Origin of the sequence: Duganella guangzhouensis, from assembly GCF_009674535.1 — a bacterium.
GTDB lineage: Bacteria > Pseudomonadota > Gammaproteobacteria > Burkholderiales > Burkholderiaceae_D > Rugamonas > Rugamonas guangzhouensis.
This window is the reverse complement of the sequence record NZ_WKJK01000008.1, coordinates 300,278-322,659: the sequence shown is the minus strand read 5'-3', so window position 1 is coordinate 322,659 and position 22,382 is coordinate 300,278. Positions and strand designations below refer to the sequence as shown.

Here is a 22,382-nt window from a genome sequence, read left to right as displayed (position 1 = left end):
ATGTTGAGCAACCTCTCCGATCTGGACTTACGGCTGATCCGCGTCTATCTGGCCGTGGTCGACGCTGGCGGCCTGTCGCTGGCACAGGCGGTGCTGAATGTGAACCAGTCCACCATCAGCACCCAGCTGTCGACGCTGGAGGCGCGGCTTGGCTTCCGCCTGTGTGAGCGCGGCCGCAGCGGTTTCCGGCTGACGCCCAAGGGCGAGCGCTTCGCCCAGGCGGCGCGCCGCATGCTGGATGTGGTCACCGATTTTTGTGAAGAAGCACGCAACATTGAGAAAAAGCTCAGTGGTTCGCTGCGCATCGGCTTGATCGGCCACACCGACCCGACCCACAACGCCAAGCTGGGACTGGCGATCGCGCATTTCCGCAAACGCGACGAAGCGGTGCGCTTCCATATCTTCAACCGCTCGCCCAACGAGCTGGAAGAGCAGATGCTGGCCGGCGAGCTGGATCTGGGCATCGGCTATTTCTGGCACCAGCTGCCGGAACTGGAGTATGTGCCGCTGTATGTGGAAAACCAGATCGCCTACTGTGGCCAGGGACATGCGCTGTTCGGCACCGCCGACCGGATCGGCGCGGTGGATGTCGGCAACTATGAGTGGATCGGGCGCAGCTATCCGGTGCCCGAATTCGAAAGTCGCTTCGGCCAGAAAAACTATGGCGCGCGCGCCGACAATATGGAGGCGGTGGCGATCCTGATCATGTCCGGGCGCTATTGCGGCTTCCTGCCTTCGCACTTCGCCGAGCCGTATGTGCGGCAAGGCTTGCTGCAGGTGCTGAACGAGGACGAGCTGTCGTACCGGGTCACCATTCATACCTGTTTGCGCCGCTCCAGCCGGCGCAGCGATATCATCGACGCCTTCATGACCGACCTGCGCGCAATCATGGGGGCGTGAACGCGCAGGCAGGGTAAAATAGCTGTATGAGCATACAGACCGACAATTTTACCGAGCAGCGCATTATTGACGCCGCGCCGTCCTCTCCCAATGAAGAGGCGATCGAACGCGCGTTGCGGCCCAAGCATCTCGATGAATATGTCGGGCAGGCCAAGATCCGCGATCAGCTGGAGATTTTCATCTCCGCCGCCCGCAAGCGCAAGGAGGCGCTGGATCACACGCTGCTGTTCGGCCCTCCGGGCCTCGGTAAAACCACGCTGGCCAACATCATCGCCCGCGAAATGGGCGTCAACCTGCGCCAGACTTCCGGCCCGGTGCTGGAACGTCCCGGCGACCTGGCGGCGATCCTGACCAATCTGGAAGCCAACGACGTCCTGTTCATCGACGAAATCCACCGCCTGTCGCCGGTGGTCGAAGAGATTCTGTATCCGGCGCTGGAAGACTACCAGATCGACATCATGATCGGCGAAGGCCCGGCCGCGCGCTCGGTCAAGCTGGATCTGCAGCCGTTCACGCTGGTTGGCGCCACCACCCGCGCCGGCATGCTGACCAATCCGTTGCGCGACCGCTTCGGCATCGTCGCCCGGTTGGAGTTCTACACCACCGAAGAGCTGACCAAGATCGTCAGCCGTAGCGCCGCGCTGCTCAAAGCTGAAATCGACGAAGACGGGGCGCGCGAGATCGCCCGCCGCGCGCGTGGCACGCCGCGTATCGCCAACCGCCTGCTGCGCCGTGTGCGCGACTACGCCGAGGTGAAAGGCAATGGCAACATCACCAAATCGGTGGCCGACGCCGCGCTGGTGATGCTGGACGTCGACACCGTCGGCTTCGACGTCATGGACCGCAAGCTGCTGGAAGCGGTGCTGTACAAATTCGGCGGCGGCCCGGTCGGCATCGGCAACCTGGCGGCCGCCATCGGCGAAGCCGCCGACACCATCGAGGACGTGCTCGAACCCTATCTGATCCAGCAAGGCTTCCTGCAGCGCACACCGCGCGGCCGCGTCGCCACGCCAGCCTCGTACAAGCACTTTGGCATGAGTCCACCGCGCACCAATCCCAATGGTGAACTGTGGAGCGATCTGTAATGCAGATCTGGGTGGACGCCGACGCCTGTCCCGCCGTCATCAAGGAAATTCTCTACCGCGTGGCCGACCGCGTGCAGATGCAGGTCACGCTGGTGGCCAACCAACTGCTACGCGTGCCGCCATCGCGCTTCATCCGTTCGGTGCAAGTGCCGTCCGGCGCCGACGTGGCGGACCAGGAAATCGTGCGCCTGCTGGCGCCGGGCGATCTGGTGATCACGGGCGATATCCCGCTGGCGTCGGATGTGTTGAAGAAGGGCGGCCACGCGCTCAATCCGCGCGGCGAGTTCTACACCAACGACAATATCGCGCAGATGCTGACCATGCGCGCCTTCATGGACGAATTGCGCGGCAGCGGCGTCGATACCGGCGGCCCGGCCGCCTTCAGCCAGTCCGACCGCCAGAACTTCGCCAACAGTCTCGACCGCCATCTGGCCAGACACAAACGCAGCAGCCATGGATGAACTGCGCGCGATCTCGACCTTTATCCGCGCTGCCGAATTGGGCAGCTTCAACAAGGTCGCCGAAGCGCAGGGCAGCACACCGCAAGCCGTCAGCAAAACCATTCGCCAGTTTGAACAGCACCTCGGCGTGCGCCTGTTCCACCGCACCACACGCAACAGCACACTGACCGAAGAGGGGCAGCGCTTGCTGGAATCGATCAAGCCCAGCATGGACGGTGTGGTCGGCACATTGGCACGGGTCCGCAGCGCAGCGCGCGAGGATGAGGGCCTGATCCGCGTGGCGGCGTCCGGCTCCATGGGGCGCCGCATCCTGATGCCGTTGCTGGCCGAGTTTCAGCTGATGTATCCCGGCATCCAGATCGACCTGATCCAGGACGACGCGTTCAGCGATCTGGTGAATGACCGCATCGATGTCGGCTTCCGTGGCGGCAATGCACCGGAGGCGCAGATCGTCAGCCGGCGACTGTTTCCGGTCCAGCAAATCGTCTGCGCATCGCCGGACTATCTGCGGCGCCACGGCGCGCCAGACAGCTTGCAGGACTTGGTGGCGCACCGCTGCACCGCTTATCGTCAGCCGGGCAGCGGACGGCCGATGGCCTGGGAATTTGAGATTGATGGTGAGACGGTGTTCCATCACGTGCAACCTGTCCTGCTCAGCAACGATCCCGATACCGAAATGCATGCCGTGCTGGCTGGCATCGGCATCGGCCAGATCGACAGCATCAACGCCAGCGCCGCCATCCGCGCCGGACTGCTGAAACCGCTGCTGACGGACTACCTCAGCGAGCGCATGGGCTTTTATCTGTACTTCCCGCAGCGGGCCGATATGCCGGGCCGCGTGCGGCGCTTTGTCGATTTCATCATCGAGCGCCTGCTCAATAGCCAGGAATTCTGTATCAACTTTAAGTTGCCACTGTAACGGTTTATTGCCACTACTTTGGTTGTGAGGGCACGCCTATAGTTCACCTGTCGCCGGCATATTCCGGCTTAATCAAACAGGAGAACTACCATGAACAATCGTGTTGCTGTGATTACCGGTGCTTCGAGCGGCATCGGCCTTGCCACCGCCAAACTGCTGGCCGCACGCGGCGCCAAAGTCGCTTTGCTGGCGCGCCGTAAAGAGGTGCTGGACCAGGCGGTGAATGAAATCCGCGCCGCAGGTGGCGAAGCGTTGGCGCTGGCGGTTGATGTCACCGACCAGGCATCGGTTGATGCGGCCGCCGCTGCGGTGGAGAGCGCTTATGGCCCGGCCAATCTGGTGTTCAATAACGCTGGCGTCATGCTGCCGGGCGCCATCGAGGCGCGCGAAACCGCAGTCTGGGAACAGCAGATCGACCTCAACGTCACCGGCGTGATGCGCGTGATTTCGGCCTTCGTGCCGCAACTGGTCAAGAGCGCGGAGCAGGGCGCCACAGCGGATCTGGTCAATACCTCGTCGATCGCCGCGCAGAACATCTATCCCTACTTTGCCGTCTACGGCGGCACCAAAGCCTATGTCAGCCACTTGAGCCGGCATCTGCGCGCGGAGCTGGGACCGAAGAATGTCCGTGTGTCGCTGATTGAGCCGGGCATCACCGAGACCGAGCTGCAGGGCCACTGGACCTTCCAGGGCGCCAAGGACTGGATCGCCAACGCCGCCGAGAACATGGCGTTCCTGCAACCGCAGGACGTGGCCGAAGTGGTGGGCTTCCTGGCGGACCAGCCCAAGCATGTGAACTTGCAGCAGGTGGTCGTCATGCCGACCGGGCAAGCCACGTAACTAAAAATTCCGCGCGCAGCGCTGCATCACGTGCTGCGTCTGCGCGGGAGCGGTTTTGCAGCGGCAGTTAGACAGGCTGCCGATCCAGGTTGAGAAGAATTGTTCGGCGGCGGCTCGCGCTTGCGACGCGTGCAGCGCGGTGTCGGTGCGCAGGCTGGCCGGCGTGACGTTCGGCGTGGCGGCGATTTCCATGCAGTGTCCGATTAGCCATTGCTCCAGTCGTCGCGCGTCGAACTCTGGATGGAATTGCAGGGCGAGGCAATGCGCGCCCCAGGCAAACGCCTGATTTTCATACAGCGCGCTGGCGGCGATATGACGGGCGCCGGACGGCAGGTCGTAAGTGTCGCCGTGCCAGTGCAGCACGGTGCCGGTTTGCGCCAGGTAGGCGTCGAAGCCGGCGGTGTCTTCGGTTTCGCGGCCGCGTTGCAACGGCGCCCAGCCGATTTCCTTGGTGCCGCCGCCATAGACTTTGGCATTCAGCGCCCTGGCCATCAGTTGCGCGCCGAGGCAGATGCCGAGGGTGGGGCGGTCGGCCAGCAGGCGTTCGCGTATCCAGCGGATTTCTTCGGTCAACCAGGGATAATCCTCGACGTCGTACACCGAGATCGGCCCGCCCAGGATAACCAGCAGATCCGCTTCCAGCGGGGCGGCGTCCAGCGCATCGACGCCGGCTTCCAGATAGCGGATGGTGTAGCCGGCCTGTTGCAGGACTGGTTGCAGAAGTCCCAGATCTTCAAAAGCCAGATGGCGTAAAACCAGCGCAGTTTTCATAGTTCTCCTAATCGACGATTTGCCGCACTTCGATCGCTTGCAGCCATTTGACGTGGCGTGGGCCGGTGCGGATGTCCTTGCCCGAGATTAGCGCCAGCGGGCCTTCGGCCGCCGTCAGCGGCTGGCCATCGCGCTCGAATAACACCAGCACCTCATCGCCCAGCGCACTGTTGAATAATTCGCTCCACGAGAAGACCACCTTGTAGCCATCGCTCGCGCTGGCGATGATGGCCAGTTTCTTCACCGTGTTGTGATCCGGCGTAAGCACTTTGGCGCGTTCCAGCACGGCGCGCAGGCGCACGCCTTTCAGCACGCTGGCCGGCGCGTCGGTTTGCTTGCCGGGCAGGCGCAGCTCGACGATCTGGTCCGGCGCGAACTGGCGCAGATCATCCACGCTTAGCGATATCGCTTGCTGTACCGCGCCGCCGATCGCCACCCGGGCCGCCGGCGTGGCCGGTGCTGGCGTGTCGTGGGCTTGCGCGCTCACGCCCCAGGCGAGGGTGGCGGCCAGTACCAGGCGAGGCAGGAATGAACTCATGGATGGTTCCGTAGTGAAAGATGAGAAGCGTTATATAGTAAATTATATTGCGTTGTGGCGGATTATGTTGCGATGCGCTATATTTCTAAAAACATAGCGTATCGCACAAGGATGGCCCATGCCTCAGCTGTTTGCCCCCGTCTCCACACCTCAACACGAGCAAGCACCAGTGCTGGGCGCGCGGCTGGTGCCGCCGCCGCAGTGGGACATCTGCTGTGCGCCGGCGGTATCCGCAGTGGCCACGCCCGCGCCCGCACGGCGCGGCAAGCTGGCGGATCTCGATCCCAACCTGCACTGCTCCATTATCGGCACCTGCCTGAGCACGGCCGAGCTGCGCAAGCTGATTCCACGCCATGCGCCGCAACTCGATCGCAAACTGGCGACCGATTTGCAGATTCACCATACGGCGGTGGAGCTGACCACCGGCGGCAGCGTGGTCGCCAAGGAGCTCAACAAAGCGCTGGATGCGCGCCATGCGCTGGCCATCACCAAATTCCGCGCCGCGCGCGATGAGAAGGATCTGAAGCGGTTGTGGCAGGAAGCCATGTCGAACGGCGACGTGCCGGGTGCTTACTGGGCGCTGATGACGCATCCCGCCAGTACCTTTGATGTGCGCACGCTGGCGTTTGGCGATGTGCACATGCTGTCGCATCTGGTGGGCGCCTCGAACCGCGCTGACATCCGCCGTCTGACCGCGCTGGAAGACGAGTGCGAACGTTTGAAAGAACAGAGCGCCAGTCAGCAAGTTCGCCTGCACGACATGGCCGCGCGGCACGCGGAGGCGGTGCAGCAGGTGGCAACGCTACAGGCCGAACTGACACGCCAGGCCGCGCGACCCAGCCACGATTTATCGGCCGAGGTGACGCAGCTGCGCGCCGCGCTGGCCGACCGCGAGCAAAAGCTGGCGCTGCATACCGGGCGCCGCAATGACACCGAGCAGAAGCTGCAGGCCAGGGAGGAACGCAATGTGGTGCTGCACTCGGCCCTGCAACAAGCCAACGAGGCGGCCGGCGCGGCGCGTGCCGAGCTGCACGCGCTGGAGCAGGTGCTACAGCAAACGCTGGACGGCGACGACGGCCAAAGCGCGCTGCCGCAGTTGCATGGCCTGAATGTGTTGTACGTGGGCGGACGGCCCGGCGCGACGGCGGTGCTCGCCAAGCTGGTGGCAGCCGCTGGCGGTGAGTTGCTGGTGCACGATGGCGGTGTGGAGGACAGGCGCGGATTGCTGGCGGCGATGCTGCCGCGCGCGCAGCTGGTGGTGTTCCCGGTTGATTTCATCAGCCACAACGCCATGCAAGTGGCCAAGCAGACCTGCGCCCGTCATGGCATTCCCTGCCATCCGATCCGCAGCGCCAGTGTCGCCAGCTTTGTCGAACTGATGCAGCGCTTGTACGACGAAGCACCGGCCGGATTGGCGGCGTCTTCCGCTACGCCAGTTCCTTGAGCAGCGGCGCCAGCTTGCGTTCGGCGGCGCTGACGGCGGCCGCTTCCATCGCGCGGAATTGTTTCAGGACGCGCTCGCCGGCCTCGGTTAGCTGAGCGCCGCCACCGCGCGTGCCGCCCACCGCGCTTTGCACCAGCGGTTCGCGGAAACTGCGGTTCATCACATCCACCAGCAACCAGGCGCGACGGTAGGACATGTCCATCGCCCGCGCCGCCGCGCTGATCGAGCCAGTCTGGCCGATGGCTTCCAGCAGGTCGGCCTTGCCCGGTCCCATGGCCACTTCATCGTCGCGCCACAGGCGCAGTTTCAACGCGATCTTCGCTGCCATCCGCAGTTCTTTCGATGAAAAAAATATTATAGCGCCGGTCTAGCGATCGCTTTTCTGCACGCGCATGGTTGGCACGAAACGGGTCAGGTAGATGGTCACGCAAGTGCCGATGCAGACGATCAGCAGGCGCACCCATAGCAGGTCGGTGCGCCAGATCGAATAGCTCATCGAGCCCCACATGAAGATCAATACCCACACCTTGCCGCGCAAGGGGATGCCGGCGCCGTTTTCATAATCGCGCAGGTATTTGCCGAATACGGGATTGGTGCGCAGCCAGTTGTGCATGCGTGGCGAGGCGCGCGCGAAGCAGGCCGAAGCCAGCAACAGGAACGGCGTGGTCGGCAGCAGCGGCAGGAAGATGCCGAGCACGCCCAGGATCACGGCCAGAATGCCTACGGTGTTGAGAATTATTTTCATTTGGCCAAATCGTATCACCTTGGGGTAGACTATGCCAAAATGTTAGCGCTAACTTTATTCTGGAGGAGACGATGAAGAAGACTGTGCTGGCCGCAATTGCCGCTGCCGCCGCCACGCTGGCGCCAGCGGCCTGGGCCGATACGCAGTACAAAATCCTGGTGCTGGCGATGCCGAGCAAGTACCACTATGAATACATCCCGGTCGCGCGCGACAGCCTGGAAAAGCTGGGCAAGCTGCATGCGTTTGAGATGACCTACACCAACAAGCCGGAAGTCTTCGATGGCGACCTGAGCCAGTACGCGGCGGTGATGTTCCTCAACACGCCGCCGGAAGAGTTGAACGAAGCGCGCCGTCGCAAATTCGAGGAGTACATGAAGAACGGCGGCAACGCCATGCTGGTGCACCGTTCGCTGATTATTCCGGAGAAGACCTGGCCATGGTTCGAGAAGCTGATCGGCCGCCATGTTGGCACCCATCCGATGCTGCAGACCGGCGTGGCCGATGTGGTCGATAAAAAATTCCCCGCCGCCTTCGGCCTGCCGGATCACTGGATCTGGAGCGATGAATGGTATGTGTTCGACAATCCGTACCAGATCAAGATCAACCCGGTGCTGAACGTGGACGAGAGCAGCTATGACCCGACCAAAATCTGGCCGGGGCAGGTGTCACACGGCATGGGCAAGGAGCATCCGGTCAGCTGGTATCACTACGTCGACAAGAGCCGCGTGTTTGTGACCGCGCTGGGGCATGACGGCAATATGTACAAAGATCCGCAATACCTGGCGCATTTGATGGGTGGCATCTGGTGGACTGCCACCGGCAAAGGGATCAAGCAATAAACGCTTAGTCCTGACGCACCCAGGTCTGGGAGCGGCCCAGCATCGGCACGCCGATGTAGCCGCGCACGCTGAGCTTCTTGCCGCCGTCGGTCAGGTGCAGCTTGCTCTTGTAGACCTTGCCGTTGTTCGGATCGAGGATCTCGCCGCCGGCGTATTCATCGCCATCCTTCTTCAGGTTGGACAGAATGGTCATGCCGACGATGGGCTGGTTTTTACGTGCGTCGTCGCACTTGTCGCACTTCGGATTTTGTTCTTCGTTGGCGTCGCGGAACAGCTTTTCGATCTGGCCGGTCAGCACGCCGTTGGTTTCGGTGATGCGGATCAGCGCTTTCGGCTTGCCGGTCTCGTCATCGATGTTTTTCCACAGGCCGGCTGGCGAGCTGCTGTCGGCAAACGCCGGCGAAATGGTCAGCGCGGCGGCGGCGATGAAGGCGAGGAATTTCATGCTTGTGTCTCCAGGTTGTCGTTGTCCGCTGATTATACGAACCGGCGCCGCCGCGAAATTAGAGGGCGCCGTCCAAAATCCCGAAATTACACGAATCGTCTAAAATAAGATAATATGTTCGGATGAAAAAATCAGCCGAACATCAGAATCTCTTGGTGCAGATGCAACAGGTAGCGGAAGGGCTGGGCAAGACGCTGGCGCCGTTCTGCGAAGTGGTGCTGCACGACCTGAGCGAGCCGGAGCACGCCATCCTGGCCATCCACAACAACCTGTCCGGTCGCGCCGTGGGCGACCCCGCGACCGAGCTGGGGCTGGCGCGGGCGGCCGATCCGGCGTATGAACAGGTGATCGCCAACTATCCCAACACCTTTCCCGATGGGCGGCTGGCCAAGAGCACCTCGGTCGGCATCAAGGATAGCCAGGGTCAGTATGTGGCCGCGCTGTGCCTGAACGTCGACCTGACCGTGTTCCGCAGCCTGAACACCATGCTGAGCCAGTTCGGCAGCGTCGACACCGCCGCTGCCGTCAGCGAAACCATGGCGCCGGCCGGCGCCGACGCCATCCGCCTGCGCATCGACCAGTTTGCCGCGCGGCTGGGCACCACGCCGCGCGCGCTGAAGGCCGACGAGCGCAAGGCGCTGATGCGCGAGCTGAAAGAAGCCGGCCTGAGCGACGTGCGCCGGGCCATGGACATCGTCGCCGCCTACCTCAACGTATCCCGCGCCACCGTCTACAACGACGCGCGCTAATTCACTACAGGAAACCCTATGACACTGCCTACTTTTCAAGACGTGGTTGCCGCCTCCGAACGGATTGCCGGCGTCGCGCACCGCACGCCGGTGCTGACCTCATCCACCGCCAACGCCGAACTGGGCGCCGAAGTATTCTTCAAGTGCGAAAACTACCAGCGCATGGGCGCGTTCAAATTCCGTGGCGGCTACAACTCGCTGGCCAAGTTCACGCCCGAGCAGCGCAAGGCTGGCGTGGTGGCTTTCTCGTCGGGCAATCACGCGCAGGCGATCGCCTTGTCGGCCAAGCTGCTGGGCATACCTGCCACCATCGTCATGCCGCATGACGCGCCGGCCGCCAAAGTCGCCGCCACGCGCGGCTATGGCGCGCAGGTGGTGATCTACGACCGCTACAAGGAAGACCGCGAGCAGATTGGCCGCGACCTGGCCGCCAAACATGGCCTGACGTTGATCCCGCCCTACGACCATGCCGACGTGATCGCGGGGCAGGGCACGGCGGCCAAGGAATTGTTTGAAGAAGTGGGGCGGCTGGACTATGTGTTCGCGCCATTGGGTGGCGGCGGCCTGCTGAGCGGCACCGCGCTGGCCACGCGCGCCTTGTCGCCGACCAGCAAGCTGTACGGCGTGGAGCCGGAAGCCGGCAACGATGGCCAGCAATCGTTCCGCAGCGGCAGCATCGTCCACATCGACACGCCGAAGACCATTGCCGACGGCGCCCAGACCCAGCACCTGGGCAACCTGACCTTCCCGATCATCCAGCGCGACGTGGACGACATCCTGACCGCCAGCGACGACGAACTGCGCGCCGCGATGCGCTTCTTCGCCGAGCGCATGAAAATGGTGGTCGAACCGACCGGCTGCCTCGGCTACGCCGCCGCGCGCGGCATGAAGGAGCAACTGCAGGGCAAGCGTGTCGGCATCATCATCAGCGGCGGCAACGTCGACATCGCCCGCTACGCTGAACTGCTGGCCCAGTAGTCAGCGTGGCGCCAGCAAAGTGTCACGTCGCGTTTCGCCGTTTGGCGGATCGAGCACAAAGCGTGGTACCCATAGCGCCAGTCCGCTCTGCGGCAGGATGAATTTGCGGATGCCACCCGATTGTGCGCGCCGCGCGGCCTTGCCTTCGCCAGCCAGCGTGCCGAAGCCGAAGTCTTGCATCACGTTGGCGAACAACACCGCCGATGAATATGTCGCCGGACCGATGACGACCACGACTTTGCCGCTGAAGCGTAAGGGATTGTCGGGCTGCGCTGGGCGCCAGGTCTGGATCTCGCCATCGATGGCCGGGCTGCCTGCGGTTTTTTTAGTGTAGGTCGAGCCGGTACGGTAAGGTCGGGTGGCGAGGTAGGGCATCAGACCGTCCAGCCACAGGTCGTCATCGCCGCCGCCGTTGCTACTGATGTCGATGAATAGCGTGCTGATGTGTCGCTCGTTCATTTGCGTGAACGCCGCGTGTGTCAGCGCCATGAAGCGTTCCTTGAACTCGTGGTCGAAGCTGTCCACTTTCAGCAGCGCGCTGCCGTCCGGCCTCAGCTCGAATCCGAAGGGATCGCGCTCGGCCAGCAGAATCGCCGGCGTTTGTGTGCTGGCCGCAACTGTCACTTGCCACGCGCGATCCTCGCGAGCCAGATCCAGCTGATAGCGCGACGCGGCGCCATACATCTTCCAGTGATAGAGCCACCATCGCTGTGCCAGCAGATGGCTGCGGAACCGCGGCGTGTCGCCGTGCGTGCGCAGCAGCAGTTGCGCGCATGCCGCGCCGGCCGCCACGCCGTTGATGGCGACGATGCGCGCACCAGCCAACTCGGTGGTGGCGTCGCCTAGTGCCGCGCGGATCACGAGCTGGCCATCACCATCGATCTCGACTTCAAACGGGAACAGGCCGCCGCCGCTCTTCAGGTGCGCCGCCGTGTCGGCGCGCCAGTCGGGAGAGCCGATGAATAGATGGGCGTCGGCAAACAAGCCATTCAGGACGGCCAGGCGTTGCCAGCTCTCGTCGCGGCTGAGCGAGGCGGGCGCGTCAGCGGCAATGGTCGTCAGCGCCCGCTCCACAGCAGCGGCATCGGCCGAGAAGCCGAGGTTGGGGTGTTGCTCGCGGATGGTCTGGCGGATGAAATCCGCATCCTGCTGTAGCGGCGTCTGGGCCTGTGCGAGGTTGCACAGCAGGGACAAAATCAGTATCAGCGATCGGGTTTTCATCGGCGCTTGCGGTAAGTTGTTTGTTGAAATAATATATGTATTTTTCAACGTGTGCAAAGACCATGAAAAAGACCGCAATCAATCACCGCGCGATAGACGATCCGGATCTGATCACACTGCTGGCTTCGCCCGTGCGTCAGGAAATTGTCGATACGCTGGCGGCGTTGGGCGGCGAGGCCAGTGTGGCTGAGCTGGCGACCGAGCTGGGCCGGCATGCGGATGGCCTGTACTACCACCTGAAATTGCTGGGCAAGTCCGGACTTATTGTCGAGATGGAGGGCGATGGCGACGAGCGTCGTTACCGTCTGGCCGGTGACGTCTCGCTACCGTTGCGGCTCGCGTACAAAACCGGCGCGCGTCATCAGGCCGCGCTGCGCAAGTTTGCGCATGGTTTGCTGCAAGTGGCGGAAAAGGATTTTGGCGATGCGCTGGAGGCCGAGGGTGTGGTGCTGGAAGGTGCGGAGCGGCAGCTCTGGGCCGCCCGCAACAAGGCCTGGCTGAGTCCAGATGAAGTGAAGGAGGCCAATCAGCTACTGGAGCGCCTGTGCGAGCTGATGAGTCATGCCCGCAGCGAGGAGCGGGATCAGTTGATCAGCTGCACCTTTGTGCTGGCGCCGCACATTGCGCAGACCAAGCGACGCGGCGATGCCTAAGAAACTTCTCGGCTCCGTCGTTGGCGGCGGCTGGCCCAGCCCAGCACGCCGAGGCCGGCCAGCAGCATGGCGTACGTGTCCGCTTCCGGTACCGCCGCCGATGGCACCGAGCTGAGGAACGTCAGCGAGGTGAGATGCGCGGTGGCGCTCATTGCGGTGAAGCTACTGGCGGTGTAGTCGACGAAGGAGTACTCGTAGCGCGAGTTCTGATTGAGTGCGATCAGAGAGGTATCGATGCCGCTACCGGGGCCGGTGGAAGGCGCCTCGAAAATAATGCTCGCCTCCTCGAAGTAATTCCCCGCTTGGTATTCATAGCTATTCACCCCCAGGCCGTCAAGACCGCCAGTGGAGGCGTGGATCACTGAAATCTGCAGCGTCCGAAGCGAGGTGCTGTCGGTCACCGGCCCCGCGCTGCCTATCTTGGATGTCACTGCATTGGCGCTGCTGGAATCCAGATAGACTTGCAATAGCAGGTTTGGGAAAGTGTGTTCCCCAACCAATGCGGTGCTGGTGTCGATGCTGAAATAGCCTGTCACGACATCGCCGTTGCTGACAGTCCGGTCGCGGACCGTGGCAGTGGAGGGCTGGAGAGTACTGCCGCCGACAGACCACAATATGTGGTCGATTTTGGCGGTGTAGGAAAACGTCAGCACCTCGGCCTGCGCCGAGCAGGCCAGCGACAGCGCGGCTATTAGAGCGGCAATTTTCTTCATCATCCGATCCCTCGTCATTGTTGGAATGACAAGTAGATCGCGTTATCATAAAAATAACAACAAAATAATTGATCGCGGCAATAAAAAAGCCGCCCGGCTTGCGGCGGGCGGCTTTTATCGTTCAAGCGCGATCTCAGGCGGCTGGCAGCTTGGCGATTTGTTCGCGCATCTTGCTCAGCGTGGCGGTGAAGTTGGCGACGCGTTCTTTCTCTTGCGCGACCACCTCGGCCGGGGCGCGGGCGACGAAGCTTTCGTTCGACAGCTTGCCGCTGGCTTTGGCAATCTCGCCTTCCAGGCGGGTGATTTCTTTGCTCAAGCGCTCGCGCTCTGCCTTCACGTCGATTTCCACTTTCAGCATCAGCTTGGTGGTGCCGACGATCGCTACCGCTGCCGGCGAATCCGGCAGGGCGTCGACGATCTGCACTTCGGCTAGCTTGGCCAGCGATTGCACGTACGGCGCGAAACCTTCCATCGCGGTTTTGTCGGCGGCGCTGCCCGGTTCGACGATCAGCGGCACGCGCAGCGATGGCGCCAGCTGCATTTCGCCACGCAGGTTGCGGGTAGCATCGGTCAGCGCTTTCAGCTGTTGCATCCAGGCTTCGGCTGCTTCGTCGATGTTGGCGGTGTTGGCGATCGGGTATGGTTGCAGCATGATCGAATCACCGGTTTTGCCGGCCAGCGGCGCAACCGCTTGCCACAGTGCTTCGGTCACGAACGGGATCACCGGATGCGCCAGGCGCAGCACCACTTCCAGCACGCGCAGCAGGGTGTGACGGGTGGCGCGTTGCTGGCCTTCAGTGCCGCTCTGCACCTGCACTTTGGCCACTTCCAGATACCAGTCGCAGTACTCGTCCCACACGAACTTGTAGATGGTGGAGGCGATGTTGTCGAAGCGGTAGTCCTCGAAGCCTTTGGCCACGTCCAGCTCGGCCTTTTGCAGCAGCGAGATGATCCACTTGTCGGCGTTCGACAGGTCGGCTTCGGAAGCCGAGCAGTCCTTGCCTTCGGTGTTCATCATGACGAAGCGGGTGGCGTTCCACATCTTGTTGCAGAAGTTGCGGTAGCCTTCGCAACGGCCCAGGTCGAAGTTGATGTTGCGGCCCAGCGAGGCGTACGAGGCCATGGTGAAGCGCACGGCGTCGGTGCCGTAGGCGGCGATACCTTCCGGGAATTCCTTGCGGGTGGCCTTGGCGATCTTCTCGGCCGCTTTCGGGTTCATCAGGCCGGTGGTGCGTTTTTCCACCAGCGCATCGATGCCGATGCCGTCGATCAGGTCGATCGGGTCCAGCGTGTTGCCCTTGGACTTGGACATCTTCTGGCCCTGCGAGTCGCGCACCAGGCCGTGCACGTACACGGTGTTGAACGGCACTTTGCCGGTGAAGTGCGCGGTCATCATGACCATCCGCGCCACCCAGAAGAAGATGATGTCGAAGCCGGTCACCAGCACCGACGATGGCAGGAAGGCTTTGATGTCCGGGGTTTCTTCCGGCCAGCCCAGGGTCGAGAACGGTACCAGCGCGGACGAGAACCAGGTGTCCAGCACGTCGTTGTCACGGCGCAGCGGCGCGGTGATGCCTTTGGCGGCGGCTTGCGCCTTGGCCTCTTCCTCGGTGCGGGCGACGAAGATGTTGCCGGCGTCGTCGTACCAGGCGGGGATCTGATGGCCCCACCACAGTTGACGCGAGATGCACCAGTCCTGGATGTTGTTCAGCCACTGGTTGTAGGTGGTGGTCCAGTTCTCCGGCACGAATTTGATTTCGCCGTTGGCGACTTTTTCCAGCGCGGTTTCCGCGATCGATTTGCCCGGGAAGTAGGTGCCTTCCGGCGCCGGCTTGCTCATGGCGACGAACCATTGGTCGGTCAGCATCGGTTCGATGACGACGCCGGTGCGGTCGCCGCGCGGCACCATCAGCTTGTGCGGTTTGACTTGTTCCAGCAGACCCAGCGCTTCCAGGTCGGCGACGATTTTTTTACGCGCTTCAAAACGGTCCAGGCCGCGATAGGCTTCCGGTGCGTCGTCGACGATCTTGGCTTCCAGGGTCAGGATCGACGGCATGTCCAGCTTGTGACGCTGGCCGACGGCGTAGTCGTTGAAGTCGTGCGCAGGGGTGATCTTCACGCAGCCGGTGCCGAAGGCTTTGTCGACGTATTCGTCGGCGATGATCGGGATTTCGCGGCCGACCAGCGGCAGCTTCAGCATCTTGCCGACCAGTGCCTGATAGCGTTCATCGGTCGGGTCCACCGCGACGGCGACGTCGCCCAGCATGGTTTCCGGACGGGTGGTGGCCACGGTCAGGTGACCGCTACCATCGGCCAGCGGGTACTGGATGTACCACATCGAGCCATCTTCCTCTTCCGACACCACTTCCAGATCGGAGACGGCGGTGCCCAGCACCGGGTCCCAGTTGACCAGGCGCTTGCCGCGGTAGATCAGGCCTTGCTCGTGCAGGCGCACGAACACTTCGGTCACCGATTTGGAGCGCTCGGCGTCCATGGTGAAGTATTCGCGCTTCCAGTCCGGCGAGGCGCCCAGACGGCGCATCTGGCCGGTGATGGTGGAGCCGGATTTCTCTTTCCACTCCCAGACTTTTTCGATGAATTTTTCGCGGCCGAGGTCATGGCGCGAGACTTTCTGCGCGTCCAGCTGGCGTTCCACCACGATCTGGGTGGCGATGCCGGCGTGGTCGGTGCCGGGGATCCAGGCGGTGTTATGGCCCAGCATGCGGTGGTAGCGGGTCAGGCCATCCATGATGGTCTGATTGAATGCATGGCCCATGTGCAGGGTGCCGGTGACGTTCGGCGGCGGCAGCTGGATGCTGAAAGAAGGTTTGCCGGCGTCGAGGGTGGCGGTGTAGTAACCGCGCGATTCCCACTCGTTGCGCCAGAACTGTTCAATGTCGGCAGGCTCGAAAGACTTGGCTAATTCCATGATTGGCAGATTTTAATTTTGCGAAACGACCATTATAAATGACGCAGCGCGGCACTGAGCCGACTGGGGGCTGAAATTCGGTTTTAAGTTACTTATATGATAATTTTGACGGCTGGAAGTTTGGTTTCCGTCACACTCTGGCGTTTCCGAGCGGCGTTACAATGCGATCAAGGAGGGCGTGCCCATGACAGTTGCAGAGATTGAAGCTGCTATCAGACTCCTCAGCGCTGAGGAAAAACAGCATTTGCTGGAGCTGCTGCTGGATGATGGCGCAGCGGCGCAAAAAGACCAGTTGACCCGGGAAGCGCTGGATGACGTTGATGCCGGCAGGTTGGTTGAGCACGACGATGTCAAAGCCTGGGCTGACAGCCTGGAAGCCAACCATCCATGCCCGCAACCTCGCTAGTGCGGGTTCGCTGGACCAGTAAAGCACAGTCAGACCTGGTCCGGCTCCGGGATTTTTTAGCAACCAAAAATGCAGCGGCGGCGGCCCGTGTCGTCCGTTCGCTACTGCTGGCGTTGCAGCAGGGCGGTGGCGACGGCGCTCATGGCTTGGACGCCGGTGCGCAGGCTGGGCTCGGGTAACGGTTCGAAGCGGCTGGTGTGCGGTCCCGGCAGTGCGCGGCCTTCGGCTTGAGCGGCTGCCAGTTTGGCCGGATCGGCCACGCCCAGGCTGAACATCACTACCGGAATGGCGCGGCCCGGCAAGCCGAACAGGCCGAAGTCTTCGCTGTACATCACCGGTTCGTCCTCGCCCACTTGCGGCGCGCCCAGCGATTGCACCAGCGCGGCTTTGACGCGGGTGCTCAGCGCCGGATCGTTGTAGGCGGATGGCAGCGTCTCGCTTTCCAGCACGGTGACAATGGGCATGCGGTCCGCCGGCACGCCGGCCGCCAGCGCGACGCCGTTGGCTATGCGCTTGACGCCTTCGGTGATGTTTTTCACCGCCTTGTCGCTGAAGGCGCGCGCGGTCAGTTCCAGTTTGACCTCGTAGGGAATCACATTGCGCTTGGCGCCGCCGTGGATGGAGCCGATGCTGATCACCGCCGGATCGCGCGGATCCTGCACCCGGCTGACGATGGTCTGCACCTGGGTGATGAACTGGCCGGCCATGACGATGGGATCTTTGGCATCCTGCGGCGCCGCGCCATGCGCACCTATGCCGCGCAGCGTGACGTCGATCGAAATCACGCCCGCCTGCGAAAAGCCGCCCATCACCCCGACCGTGCCGGCGGCGCGATCCGAAGTGTCATGCAGGGCGATGGCGAAATCGGGACGGCCGAAGCGTTCGTACAGGCGGTCGCGCAGCATGGCGCGCGCGCCGTCGGCGGTTTCTTCAGATGGCTGGGCCACAAACATCAGCGTGCCATGCCATTGGTCGCGCCGGGCCGCCATCGCGCGCGCGGTGCCGACCAGCGTGGTGGCGTGGATGTCGTGACCGCAGGCGTGCATCACGCCCACTTCCTGGCCCGCCGCGTTCTTGCTGCGGACATGGCTGGCGTAGTCGACGCCGGTTTCCTCGGTGACCGGCAGCGCATCCAGTTCGCTGCGGATCAGCAGACGCGGGCCGGGGCCGTTTTCCAGCACCGCCACCACGCCGTAAGCGCGGCTGCCATCCTCATAAACGCCAACCCGCTCGGTGACCTTGTAACCCGCCTTGCGCAATTCCGCCGCCACCAGGGCGGAAGTTTTTTCCTCCTGGTGCGGCAGTTCGGGATGCGCATGGATCTGTTTGTAGAGTTGGACCAGACTGTTGACATCGTCCGCGTGGGCGGACCCCAGTAGCAAGCCCAGCAGGGCAACACCACAAACAGATTTTTTCATGCGTATCCTTTCAGGCTGATTTGATATGGTCCGCCGACAGCGGCAATTGGCGCACCCGCTTGCCGGTGGCGGCAAACAGGGCGTTGGCGACGGCCGGGCCGATCAGCGCCGTCGCCGGCTCGCCGATGCCGCCCGGCTTCTCGCCGCTGGGCACCAGCGTGATGTCGATCTTCGGCATCTCGTTCATGCGCAGCACCGGGTAGTCGTGGAAGTTGGTCTGCTGGACGCGTCCCTTGTCCAGCGTGATTTCCGCGCCCAGCGTCGATGATAATCCAAACGCGATGCTGGACTGGATCTGTGCTTCCACCGTGTCCGGATTGACCATCTGCCCCAGGTCCGCCGCCACCCACACGTGGTGTACCTTGATGGCGTTATCCTTGTCGACCGAAATCTCGGCCACCTGCGCCATGTAGGTGTCATAGCCCTCCATCAGGGCGATGCCGCGATGGTGGCCCTTGGGCAGCGGCTTGCCCCAGCCGGATTTTTCCGCCGCCAGTTTCAGCACCTTGGCAAAGCGCGGCTGCTCGCCCAGCAGCGACAGGCGGAACTGGTAGGGATCTTTGCCGGCCGCCGCCGCCATCTCGTCGATGAAGCTTTCGTTGGCAAACGCGTTCAGCGCGTGGCTGACCGAACGCCAGTAGCCGACCCGCAGCCCGCTGTCATGTTCGATCAGCTCCTGCGTCATGTTGGGGATCGCATACGGCACCACCGACGCTTCGGCCATGAAGGGATCGAGCGTGCCTTTCGGCAGGCCGAACGCGCGCTGCGTCACCGACTGCGAGGTCAGTTGCAAGGTCAGCGCCACCGGCTTGCCGCTGGCGTCCAGCGCGCCGGCCATGCGGTGCAGCGCCATCGGCCGGTAGAAGTCGTGGGTGGTATCGTCCTCGCGCGTCCACAGCAGCTTGACCGGCTTGCCGACCGCCTTGGAAATCTCGGCCGCCTGCACCGCGAAGTCGTATTCCAGACGACGGCCGAAACCGCCGCCGAGGAAGGTGGTCTTCACCGTCACATCTTCCGGCTTGATGCCGAGCGCGGCGGCGACATTGCCCTGCGTGCCTTGCTGGAACTGGGCAGGGCCGATCACCGTGCATTTGCCGTTACGGTAGTCGGCAGTGAAGTTCTGCGGCTCCATGGTGGCGTGCGCCAGCAGAGGCGACCAGTATTCGGCCTGCAGCTTCTTGCTGGCGCTTTTCAGCACGCCGGCGGCATCGCCGGTTTTCTTGATCGGGATGGTGGCGTCGGCCGCCTTGCGGATGCCGTCACGCATGGCGGCGTTGTCGATGCGCGCGCCAGCGCCTTCGTCCCACTGCACGGCCAGCGCTTCGCGCGCTTTCTTGGCGCGCCAGTAGCTGTCGGCCACCACCGCCACGCCGTCGCGGATCTGCACCACGTCGATCACGCCGGGCATGGCCTTGGCTTTGGCGCCGTCAAAGCTGGCCACTTTGCCGCCGATGACCGGGCATTGTTCCAGCGACGCGTACACCATGCCGGGCAGCTTGACGTCGATGCCGTATTCGGCCGTGCCATTGACCTTGTGTGCGGTATCCAGACGCTTGGTGCGTTTGCCGATGATCTTGAAGTCCTTGGGCTCCTTCAGCGTCACCTTTTCCGGCACCGGCAGTTTGGCGGCGTCGGCCGCCAGTTCGCCGTAGGTGGCGCTGCGGCCGCCGGGACCGGTGACCTTGCCGTCGGCCGCGCGCAGTTGTGCCGCGTCGAGCTTCCAGCGCGCGGCGGCGGCGCTGACCAGCATGGTGCGGGCCTGGGCGCCGGCGATGCGCAGCTTGTCCCAGCCCTCGCGCACCGAGGTCGAGCCGCCGGTCAGTTGGCCGCCCAGTAGCGCGTTGGTGTAGACCGGTGCCACCGGCGCGATTTCGACCTTGATCTTGCGGATGTCCACGCCCAGTTCTTCAGCGATCAGCATCGGCATGGCGGTGTACACGCCCTGGCCCATTTCGGAGCGCGCCGACAGCAGCGTGATGGTGTTGTCGTCCGCGATGTGAACCCAGGCGTTGGGCGTGTGCAGCGTGCCGGCGGCATCGGCCTGCAGCGGCAGGAACACGCCCAGCGTCAGGCCGGCGGAAGTTTTCAGGAATTGCCTGCGATTGGTGGTCATGGCCGTCTCCTTATGCCTTGCGCATTTCTGCGGCGGCGGTTTTGATGGCGGCGCGGATGCGGTTGTAGGTACCACAGCGACAGATGTTGCCGCTCATGGCGTTGTCGATGTCGGTGTCGCTGGGATTTTTATTGGTGCGCAGCAGGGCGGCGGCACTCATCAGCTGGCCGGATTGGCAGTAGCCGCATTGCGGCACGTCGTGCGCGATCCAGGCTTTTTGCAGCGGATGGGAGTTATCGCTGGACAGCGATTCGATGGTGGCGACCTGCTTGCCGGCCACCGCCGACAGCGGCGTCTGAAAGGAGCGTATCGGTTCGCCATTCAGGTGCACGGTGCAGGCGCCGCACAGCGCCATGCCGCAACCGAACTTGGTGCCGGTGAGGCCGATTTCATCGCGGATCACCCACAGTAGCGGGGTGTCAGCCTCGGCCTGCGCGGTGATTTCCTTGCCATTGAGCTTGAACTTTGTTGCCATGTCTATCCTCCTGTTTTGTTATTCGGAATATGCATGCCGCGTCGATCAATATAGCTTATTTACTCTAAGATATGGCTTCTATAAAAGGGGAGACAACCATGATTCCAACGCTTGAAGCGGTCAGTCTGTCGGTGGATGGCCACATCGCCACCATTCGCCTGAACCGTCCCGACAAGATGAATGCGATGAATCTTGCCATGTGGCATGACATTCGCACCGCCTTCCAGTATGTGGACGCCACGCCGGAGCTGCGGGTGGCGATTCTGGAGGGCGAGGGCCGCGCTTTCACGGCGGGCATCGATTTGCAGATGATGTTGGGCGTGGGCGCGCAGGTGCGCGACGATTGCGATGGCCGCACGCGTGAAAACCTGCGTCGCGTGATCCTCGATCTGCAGGACACGCTGACCAGCCTGGAACGCTGCCGCAAGCCGGTGCTGGCGGCGGTGCACGGCGCCTGCGTCGGCGGAGGCATTGATCTGATCTGCTGCGCCGATATGCGCTATTGCTCGGCCGATGCCTGGTTCAGCGTCAAGGAAATCGATGTCGGCATGGTGGCCGACGTCGGCACGCTACAACGCTTGCCGCGCCTGATAGGCGATGGCATCACGCGCGAGCTGGCGTACACGGCGCGCAAGGTGGAGGCGGCGGAGGCGCGCGAGATCCGGCTGGTCAACCGTGTGTTCGAGACGCCGGAAGCGCTGCGTGAGGGCGTGCGCGAGATTGCCGCTACCATTGCCGCCAAGTCGCCGTTGTCGGTGCGCGGGGTGAAGGAGATGGTCAACTATGCGCGTGACCATACCGTGGCCGATGGTCTCAACTACGTCGCCACCTGGAATGCCGCGATGCTGATGTCGGCCGATTTGCAAGCCGCCATGATGGCCGGCATGAGCAAGTCGGCGCCGCAGTTCAAAGACTAGGGTGGGTCAGCCGGTGCCACAGGCAGCGCCCGGCAAGCCGCAGCGTTTCGGCTTTCTGGCTGGCGGTGCCGCCGTAGCGGCGCCGCAGCAGGCGTAGCGCCATGGCGTGGCGGCCGGTGTGGTACAGGCCGCGAATCAGCCGGCGCGCTTCGCCGGAGCGCAAGGTGGCCTGGCTGCACATGGCCAGCCAGGCGTCCAGCGCCGGGTCGGGCAGTGCGTGGTGGAAGTTGAACAAGCCGTGGAAGCCGAAGCTGGGCGTGGCATGCGGCCGCGCTTCGAAGGCGAAGCGGGCGGCCAATGCCGGTGGCGCGAAGATGATGCCGCGCGCTTCCAGCTCGTCGCGCCGCAGTTCGCAGATGACGTGGTCTTCCGGATGCACCTGATCGAATTGCATGGTTGCCAGCGCATCCACCAGCCGGCGCGAGCGCAGCGAAAAGCCGCCATTGCCGACCGCCACCGGCCGGTGTTCCCACGGCGCGCCGATGTAGTCGTAATTGAGGAAGTCCGGGTCCCACTGTTCGCCGTGCAGGATAAAGCTGTCCCACTGCACGATCAGTACGTGCTCACCGTTGAAGTAGCGGCCGATGTCGCGCAGCATGAAGGCGGAATAGGCTTCGACGCTGTCGATGGGCGCAATCGGCACTTGCTGGATGTAGTCCGGCAGGTCGTGGCGGGTGGCGCTCAGTAGCAGGCATTCCTTGAATTCGGCCGCAGCCAGGCAGCGGTCAAGCGCGTAGCGCGCCAGCTCCGGATAGCGGGTTTCCACGCAGACCAGGCTAACGTTGCGTAAATCGATTTTGGGTGCAGTCACGAAGCAGCTTAA

General features: G+C 63.0%; 24 protein-coding genes. 12 read left to right on the top strand and 12 right to left on the bottom strand.

Annotated features, from left to right (window positions below; genetic code table 11):
* The 5 genes from GJ699_RS17470 (at nt 1) to GJ699_RS17450 (ending at nt 4,205) form a co-directional block, all read left to right on the top strand.
* Nucleotides 1-900: a LysR family transcriptional regulator gene (locus GJ699_RS17470; RefSeq protein ID WP_154378518.1), complete on the top strand. Its 900-nt coding sequence runs from the start codon at nt 1-3 to the stop codon at nt 898-900.
* A gap of 26 nt (nt 901-926) precedes the next feature.
* A complete protein-coding gene (gene ruvB / locus GJ699_RS17465) occupies nt 927-1,985 on the top strand; it encodes a Holliday junction branch migration DNA helicase RuvB (protein ID WP_154378516.1) in 1,059 nt (352 codons plus the stop codon).
* Nucleotides 1,985-2,446, top strand: a complete 462-nt coding sequence (locus GJ699_RS17460; RefSeq protein WP_154378514.1) for a YaiI/YqxD family protein — start codon at nt 1,985-1,987, stop codon at nt 2,444-2,446. Before ruvB ends, GJ699_RS17460 begins: the two co-directional genes overlap by 1 nt.
* Entirely contained in the window at nt 2,439-3,365 is a 927-nt protein-coding gene (locus GJ699_RS17455) for a LysR family transcriptional regulator (RefSeq protein WP_154378512.1), read from the top strand. Before GJ699_RS17460 ends, GJ699_RS17455 begins: the two co-directional genes overlap by 8 nt.
* 90 nt (nt 3,366-3,455) lie before the next feature.
* The gene (locus GJ699_RS17450) at nt 3,456-4,205 is read left to right on the top strand and encodes an SDR family oxidoreductase (RefSeq protein ID WP_154378510.1); all 750 of its coding nucleotides are present in this window, start codon (nt 3,456-3,458) and stop codon (nt 4,203-4,205) included.
* Here the strand turns inward: GJ699_RS17450 and GJ699_RS17445 are convergent, their stop codons facing one another.
* Together GJ699_RS17445 and GJ699_RS17440 are read right to left on the bottom strand one after the other, a co-directional pair.
* On the bottom strand, nt 4,206-4,976 hold the full coding sequence (locus GJ699_RS17445; RefSeq protein ID WP_154378508.1) for a glutamine amidotransferase: 771 nt from the start codon (nt 4,974-4,976) through the stop codon (nt 4,206-4,208).
* 7 nt (nt 4,977-4,983) lie between these two features.
* Entirely contained in the window at nt 4,984-5,514 is a 531-nt protein-coding gene (locus GJ699_RS17440) for a molybdopterin-dependent oxidoreductase (protein WP_154378506.1), read from the bottom strand.
* 118 nt (nt 5,515-5,632) lie between these two features.
* On the opposite strand from GJ699_RS17440, the gene GJ699_RS17435 reads away from it, so the two are divergent.
* On the top strand, nt 5,633-6,958 hold the full coding sequence (locus GJ699_RS17435; protein ID WP_154378504.1) for a DUF2325 domain-containing protein: 1,326 nt from the start codon (nt 5,633-5,635) through the stop codon (nt 6,956-6,958).
* Here GJ699_RS17435 and GJ699_RS17430 read toward each other — a convergent pair.
* Both GJ699_RS17430 and GJ699_RS17425 read right to left on the bottom strand, forming a co-directional pair.
* Entirely contained in the window at nt 6,942-7,286 is a 345-nt protein-coding gene (locus GJ699_RS17430; protein WP_154378502.1) for a winged helix-turn-helix domain-containing protein, read from the bottom strand. The genes GJ699_RS17435 and GJ699_RS17430 overlap by 17 nt on opposite strands.
* Nucleotides 7,287-7,325: 39 nt before the next feature.
* Entirely contained in the window at nt 7,326-7,703 is a 378-nt protein-coding gene (locus GJ699_RS17425) for a YbaN family protein (RefSeq protein WP_154378500.1), read from the bottom strand.
* A gap of 71 nt (nt 7,704-7,774) precedes the next feature.
* Between GJ699_RS17425 and GJ699_RS17420 the strand changes: the two genes are divergently transcribed.
* Nucleotides 7,775-8,542 carry a ThuA domain-containing protein gene (locus GJ699_RS17420; protein WP_154378498.1) on the top strand — a complete coding sequence of 256 codons (768 nt, stop codon included), beginning with the start codon at nt 7,775-7,777 and terminating at the stop codon, nt 8,540-8,542.
* A 4-nt stretch (nt 8,543-8,546) separates the two neighbouring features.
* Here the strand turns inward: GJ699_RS17420 and GJ699_RS17415 are convergent, their stop codons facing one another.
* The gene (locus GJ699_RS17415) at nt 8,547-8,987 is read right to left on the bottom strand and encodes a DUF2147 domain-containing protein (RefSeq protein WP_154378495.1); all 441 of its coding nucleotides are present in this window, start codon (nt 8,985-8,987) and stop codon (nt 8,547-8,549) included.
* A gap of 122 nt (nt 8,988-9,109) precedes the next feature.
* Here GJ699_RS17415 and GJ699_RS17410 point away from each other — a divergent pair, with 122 nt between their 5' ends.
* Both GJ699_RS17410 and GJ699_RS17405 read left to right on the top strand, forming a co-directional pair.
* On the top strand, nt 9,110-9,736 hold the full coding sequence (locus tag GJ699_RS17410) for a helix-turn-helix transcriptional regulator (protein WP_154378493.1): 627 nt from the start codon (nt 9,110-9,112) through the stop codon (nt 9,734-9,736).
* A gap of 18 nt (nt 9,737-9,754) precedes the next feature.
* Complete coding sequence (locus tag GJ699_RS17405) at nt 9,755-10,714, top strand: threo-3-hydroxy-L-aspartate ammonia-lyase (protein WP_154378487.1); 960 nt, start codon at nt 9,755-9,757, stop codon at nt 10,712-10,714.
* Here the strand turns inward: GJ699_RS17405 and GJ699_RS17400 are convergent, their stop codons facing one another.
* Nucleotides 10,715-11,935 carry a S41 family peptidase gene (locus GJ699_RS17400; protein WP_154378485.1) on the bottom strand — a complete coding sequence of 407 codons (1,221 nt, stop codon included), beginning with the start codon at nt 11,933-11,935 and terminating at the stop codon, nt 10,715-10,717.
* A 62-nt stretch (nt 11,936-11,997) separates the two neighbouring features.
* On the opposite strand from GJ699_RS17400, the gene GJ699_RS17395 reads away from it, so the two are divergent.
* Nucleotides 11,998-12,588, top strand: coding sequence for an ArsR/SmtB family transcription factor (locus GJ699_RS17395; protein ID WP_154378483.1), 591 nt, complete (start codon nt 11,998-12,000; stop codon nt 12,586-12,588).
* Here the strand turns inward: GJ699_RS17395 and GJ699_RS34615 are convergent.
* Both GJ699_RS34615 and GJ699_RS17385 read right to left on the bottom strand, forming a co-directional pair.
* Nucleotides 12,585-13,304: a PEP-CTERM sorting domain-containing protein gene (locus GJ699_RS34615; protein WP_229262136.1), complete on the bottom strand. Its 720-nt coding sequence runs from the start codon at nt 13,302-13,304 to the stop codon at nt 12,585-12,587. The two genes, GJ699_RS17395 and GJ699_RS34615, sit on opposite strands and share 4 nt — an antisense overlap.
* Nucleotides 13,305-13,434: 130 nt before the next feature.
* Nucleotides 13,435-16,230 carry a valine--tRNA ligase gene (locus GJ699_RS17385; protein ID WP_154378481.1) on the bottom strand — a complete coding sequence of 932 codons (2,796 nt, stop codon included), beginning with the start codon at nt 16,228-16,230 and terminating at the stop codon, nt 13,435-13,437.
* 184 nt (nt 16,231-16,414) lie between these two features.
* Here GJ699_RS17385 and GJ699_RS17380 point away from each other — a divergent pair, with 184 nt between their 5' ends.
* The gene (locus GJ699_RS17380) at nt 16,415-16,636 is read left to right on the top strand and encodes a CopG family transcriptional regulator (protein WP_154378479.1); all 222 of its coding nucleotides are present in this window, start codon (nt 16,415-16,417) and stop codon (nt 16,634-16,636) included.
* A 101-nt stretch (nt 16,637-16,737) separates the two neighbouring features.
* Here GJ699_RS17380 and GJ699_RS17370 read toward each other — a convergent pair whose 3' ends face one another.
* Genes GJ699_RS17370 through GJ699_RS17360 form a run of 3 tightly spaced genes read right to left on the bottom strand, consistent with a single transcriptional unit; the run spans nt 16,738 to nt 20,642 of the window.
* Nucleotides 16,738-18,054 carry an amidohydrolase gene (locus tag GJ699_RS17370; protein ID WP_154378475.1) on the bottom strand — a complete coding sequence of 439 codons (1,317 nt, stop codon included), beginning with the start codon at nt 18,052-18,054 and terminating at the stop codon, nt 16,738-16,740.
* A gap of 10 nt (nt 18,055-18,064) precedes the next feature.
* The gene (locus GJ699_RS17365; protein WP_154378473.1) at nt 18,065-20,167 is read right to left on the bottom strand and encodes a xanthine dehydrogenase family protein molybdopterin-binding subunit; all 2,103 of its coding nucleotides are present in this window, start codon (nt 20,165-20,167) and stop codon (nt 18,065-18,067) included.
* 10 nt (nt 20,168-20,177) lie between these two features.
* On the bottom strand, nt 20,178-20,642 hold the full coding sequence (locus tag GJ699_RS17360; RefSeq protein ID WP_154378471.1) for a (2Fe-2S)-binding protein: 465 nt from the start codon (nt 20,640-20,642) through the stop codon (nt 20,178-20,180).
* A 98-nt stretch (nt 20,643-20,740) separates the two neighbouring features.
* On the opposite strand from GJ699_RS17360, the gene GJ699_RS17355 reads away from it, so the two are divergent.
* Nucleotides 20,741-21,559: a crotonase/enoyl-CoA hydratase family protein gene (locus tag GJ699_RS17355; RefSeq protein WP_154378469.1), complete on the top strand. Its 819-nt coding sequence runs from the start codon at nt 20,741-20,743 to the stop codon at nt 21,557-21,559.
* Here GJ699_RS17355 and GJ699_RS17350 read toward each other — a convergent pair.
* Nucleotides 21,549-22,370 carry a DUF5672 family protein gene (locus GJ699_RS17350; protein WP_154378467.1) on the bottom strand — a complete coding sequence of 274 codons (822 nt, stop codon included), beginning with the start codon at nt 22,368-22,370 and terminating at the stop codon, nt 21,549-21,551. The two genes, GJ699_RS17355 and GJ699_RS17350, sit on opposite strands and share 11 nt — an antisense overlap.
* Nucleotides 22,371-22,382: the final 12 nt, after the last annotated feature.

Bases quoted from the DNA above. Each gene is read 5' to 3' on its own strand.
- GJ699_RS17470 (WP_154378518.1), top strand. From the start codon at position 1: ATGTTGAGCAACCTCTCCGATCTGGACTTACGGCTGATCCGCGTCTAT.
- ruvB (WP_154378516.1), top strand. From the start codon at position 927: ATGAGCATACAGACCGACAATTTTACCGAGCAGCGCATTATTGACGCC.
- GJ699_RS17460 (WP_154378514.1), top strand. From the start codon at position 1,985: ATGCAGATCTGGGTGGACGCCGACGCCTGTCCCGCCGTCATCAAGGAA.
- GJ699_RS17455 (WP_154378512.1), top strand. From the start codon at position 2,439: ATGGATGAACTGCGCGCGATCTCGACCTTTATCCGCGCTGCCGAATTG.
- GJ699_RS17450 (WP_154378510.1), top strand. From the start codon at position 3,456: ATGAACAATCGTGTTGCTGTGATTACCGGTGCTTCGAGCGGCATCGGC.
- GJ699_RS17445 (WP_154378508.1), bottom strand. From the start codon at position 4,976: ATGAAAACTGCGCTGGTTTTACGCCATCTGGCTTTTGAAGATCTGGGA.
- GJ699_RS17440 (WP_154378506.1), bottom strand. From the start codon at position 5,514: ATGAGTTCATTCCTGCCTCGCCTGGTACTGGCCGCCACCCTCGCCTGG.
- GJ699_RS17435 (WP_154378504.1), top strand. From the start codon at position 5,633: ATGCCTCAGCTGTTTGCCCCCGTCTCCACACCTCAACACGAGCAAGCA.
- GJ699_RS17430 (WP_154378502.1), bottom strand. From the start codon at position 7,286: ATGGCAGCGAAGATCGCGTTGAAACTGCGCCTGTGGCGCGACGATGAA.
- GJ699_RS17425 (WP_154378500.1), bottom strand. From the start codon at position 7,703: ATGAAAATAATTCTCAACACCGTAGGCATTCTGGCCGTGATCCTGGGC.
- GJ699_RS17420 (WP_154378498.1), top strand. From the start codon at position 7,775: ATGAAGAAGACTGTGCTGGCCGCAATTGCCGCTGCCGCCGCCACGCTG.
- GJ699_RS17415 (WP_154378495.1), bottom strand. From the start codon at position 8,987: ATGAAATTCCTCGCCTTCATCGCCGCCGCCGCGCTGACCATTTCGCCG.
- GJ699_RS17410 (WP_154378493.1), top strand. From the start codon at position 9,110: ATGAAAAAATCAGCCGAACATCAGAATCTCTTGGTGCAGATGCAACAG.
- GJ699_RS17405 (WP_154378487.1), top strand. From the start codon at position 9,755: ATGACACTGCCTACTTTTCAAGACGTGGTTGCCGCCTCCGAACGGATT.
- GJ699_RS17400 (WP_154378485.1), bottom strand. From the start codon at position 11,935: ATGAAAACCCGATCGCTGATACTGATTTTGTCCCTGCTGTGCAACCTC.
- GJ699_RS17395 (WP_154378483.1), top strand. From the start codon at position 11,998: ATGAAAAAGACCGCAATCAATCACCGCGCGATAGACGATCCGGATCTG.
- GJ699_RS34615 (WP_229262136.1), bottom strand. From the start codon at position 13,304: ATGATGAAGAAAATTGCCGCTCTAATAGCCGCGCTGTCGCTGGCCTGC.
- GJ699_RS17385 (WP_154378481.1), bottom strand. From the start codon at position 16,230: ATGGAATTAGCCAAGTCTTTCGAGCCTGCCGACATTGAACAGTTCTGG.
- GJ699_RS17380 (WP_154378479.1), top strand. From the start codon at position 16,415: ATGACAGTTGCAGAGATTGAAGCTGCTATCAGACTCCTCAGCGCTGAG.
- GJ699_RS17370 (WP_154378475.1), bottom strand. From the start codon at position 18,054: ATGAAAAAATCTGTTTGTGGTGTTGCCCTGCTGGGCTTGCTACTGGGG.
- GJ699_RS17365 (WP_154378473.1), bottom strand. From the start codon at position 20,167: ATGACCACCAATCGCAGGCAATTCCTGAAAACTTCCGCCGGCCTGACG.
- GJ699_RS17360 (WP_154378471.1), bottom strand. From the start codon at position 20,642: ATGGCAACAAAGTTCAAGCTCAATGGCAAGGAAATCACCGCGCAGGCC.
- GJ699_RS17355 (WP_154378469.1), top strand. From the start codon at position 20,741: ATGATTCCAACGCTTGAAGCGGTCAGTCTGTCGGTGGATGGCCACATC.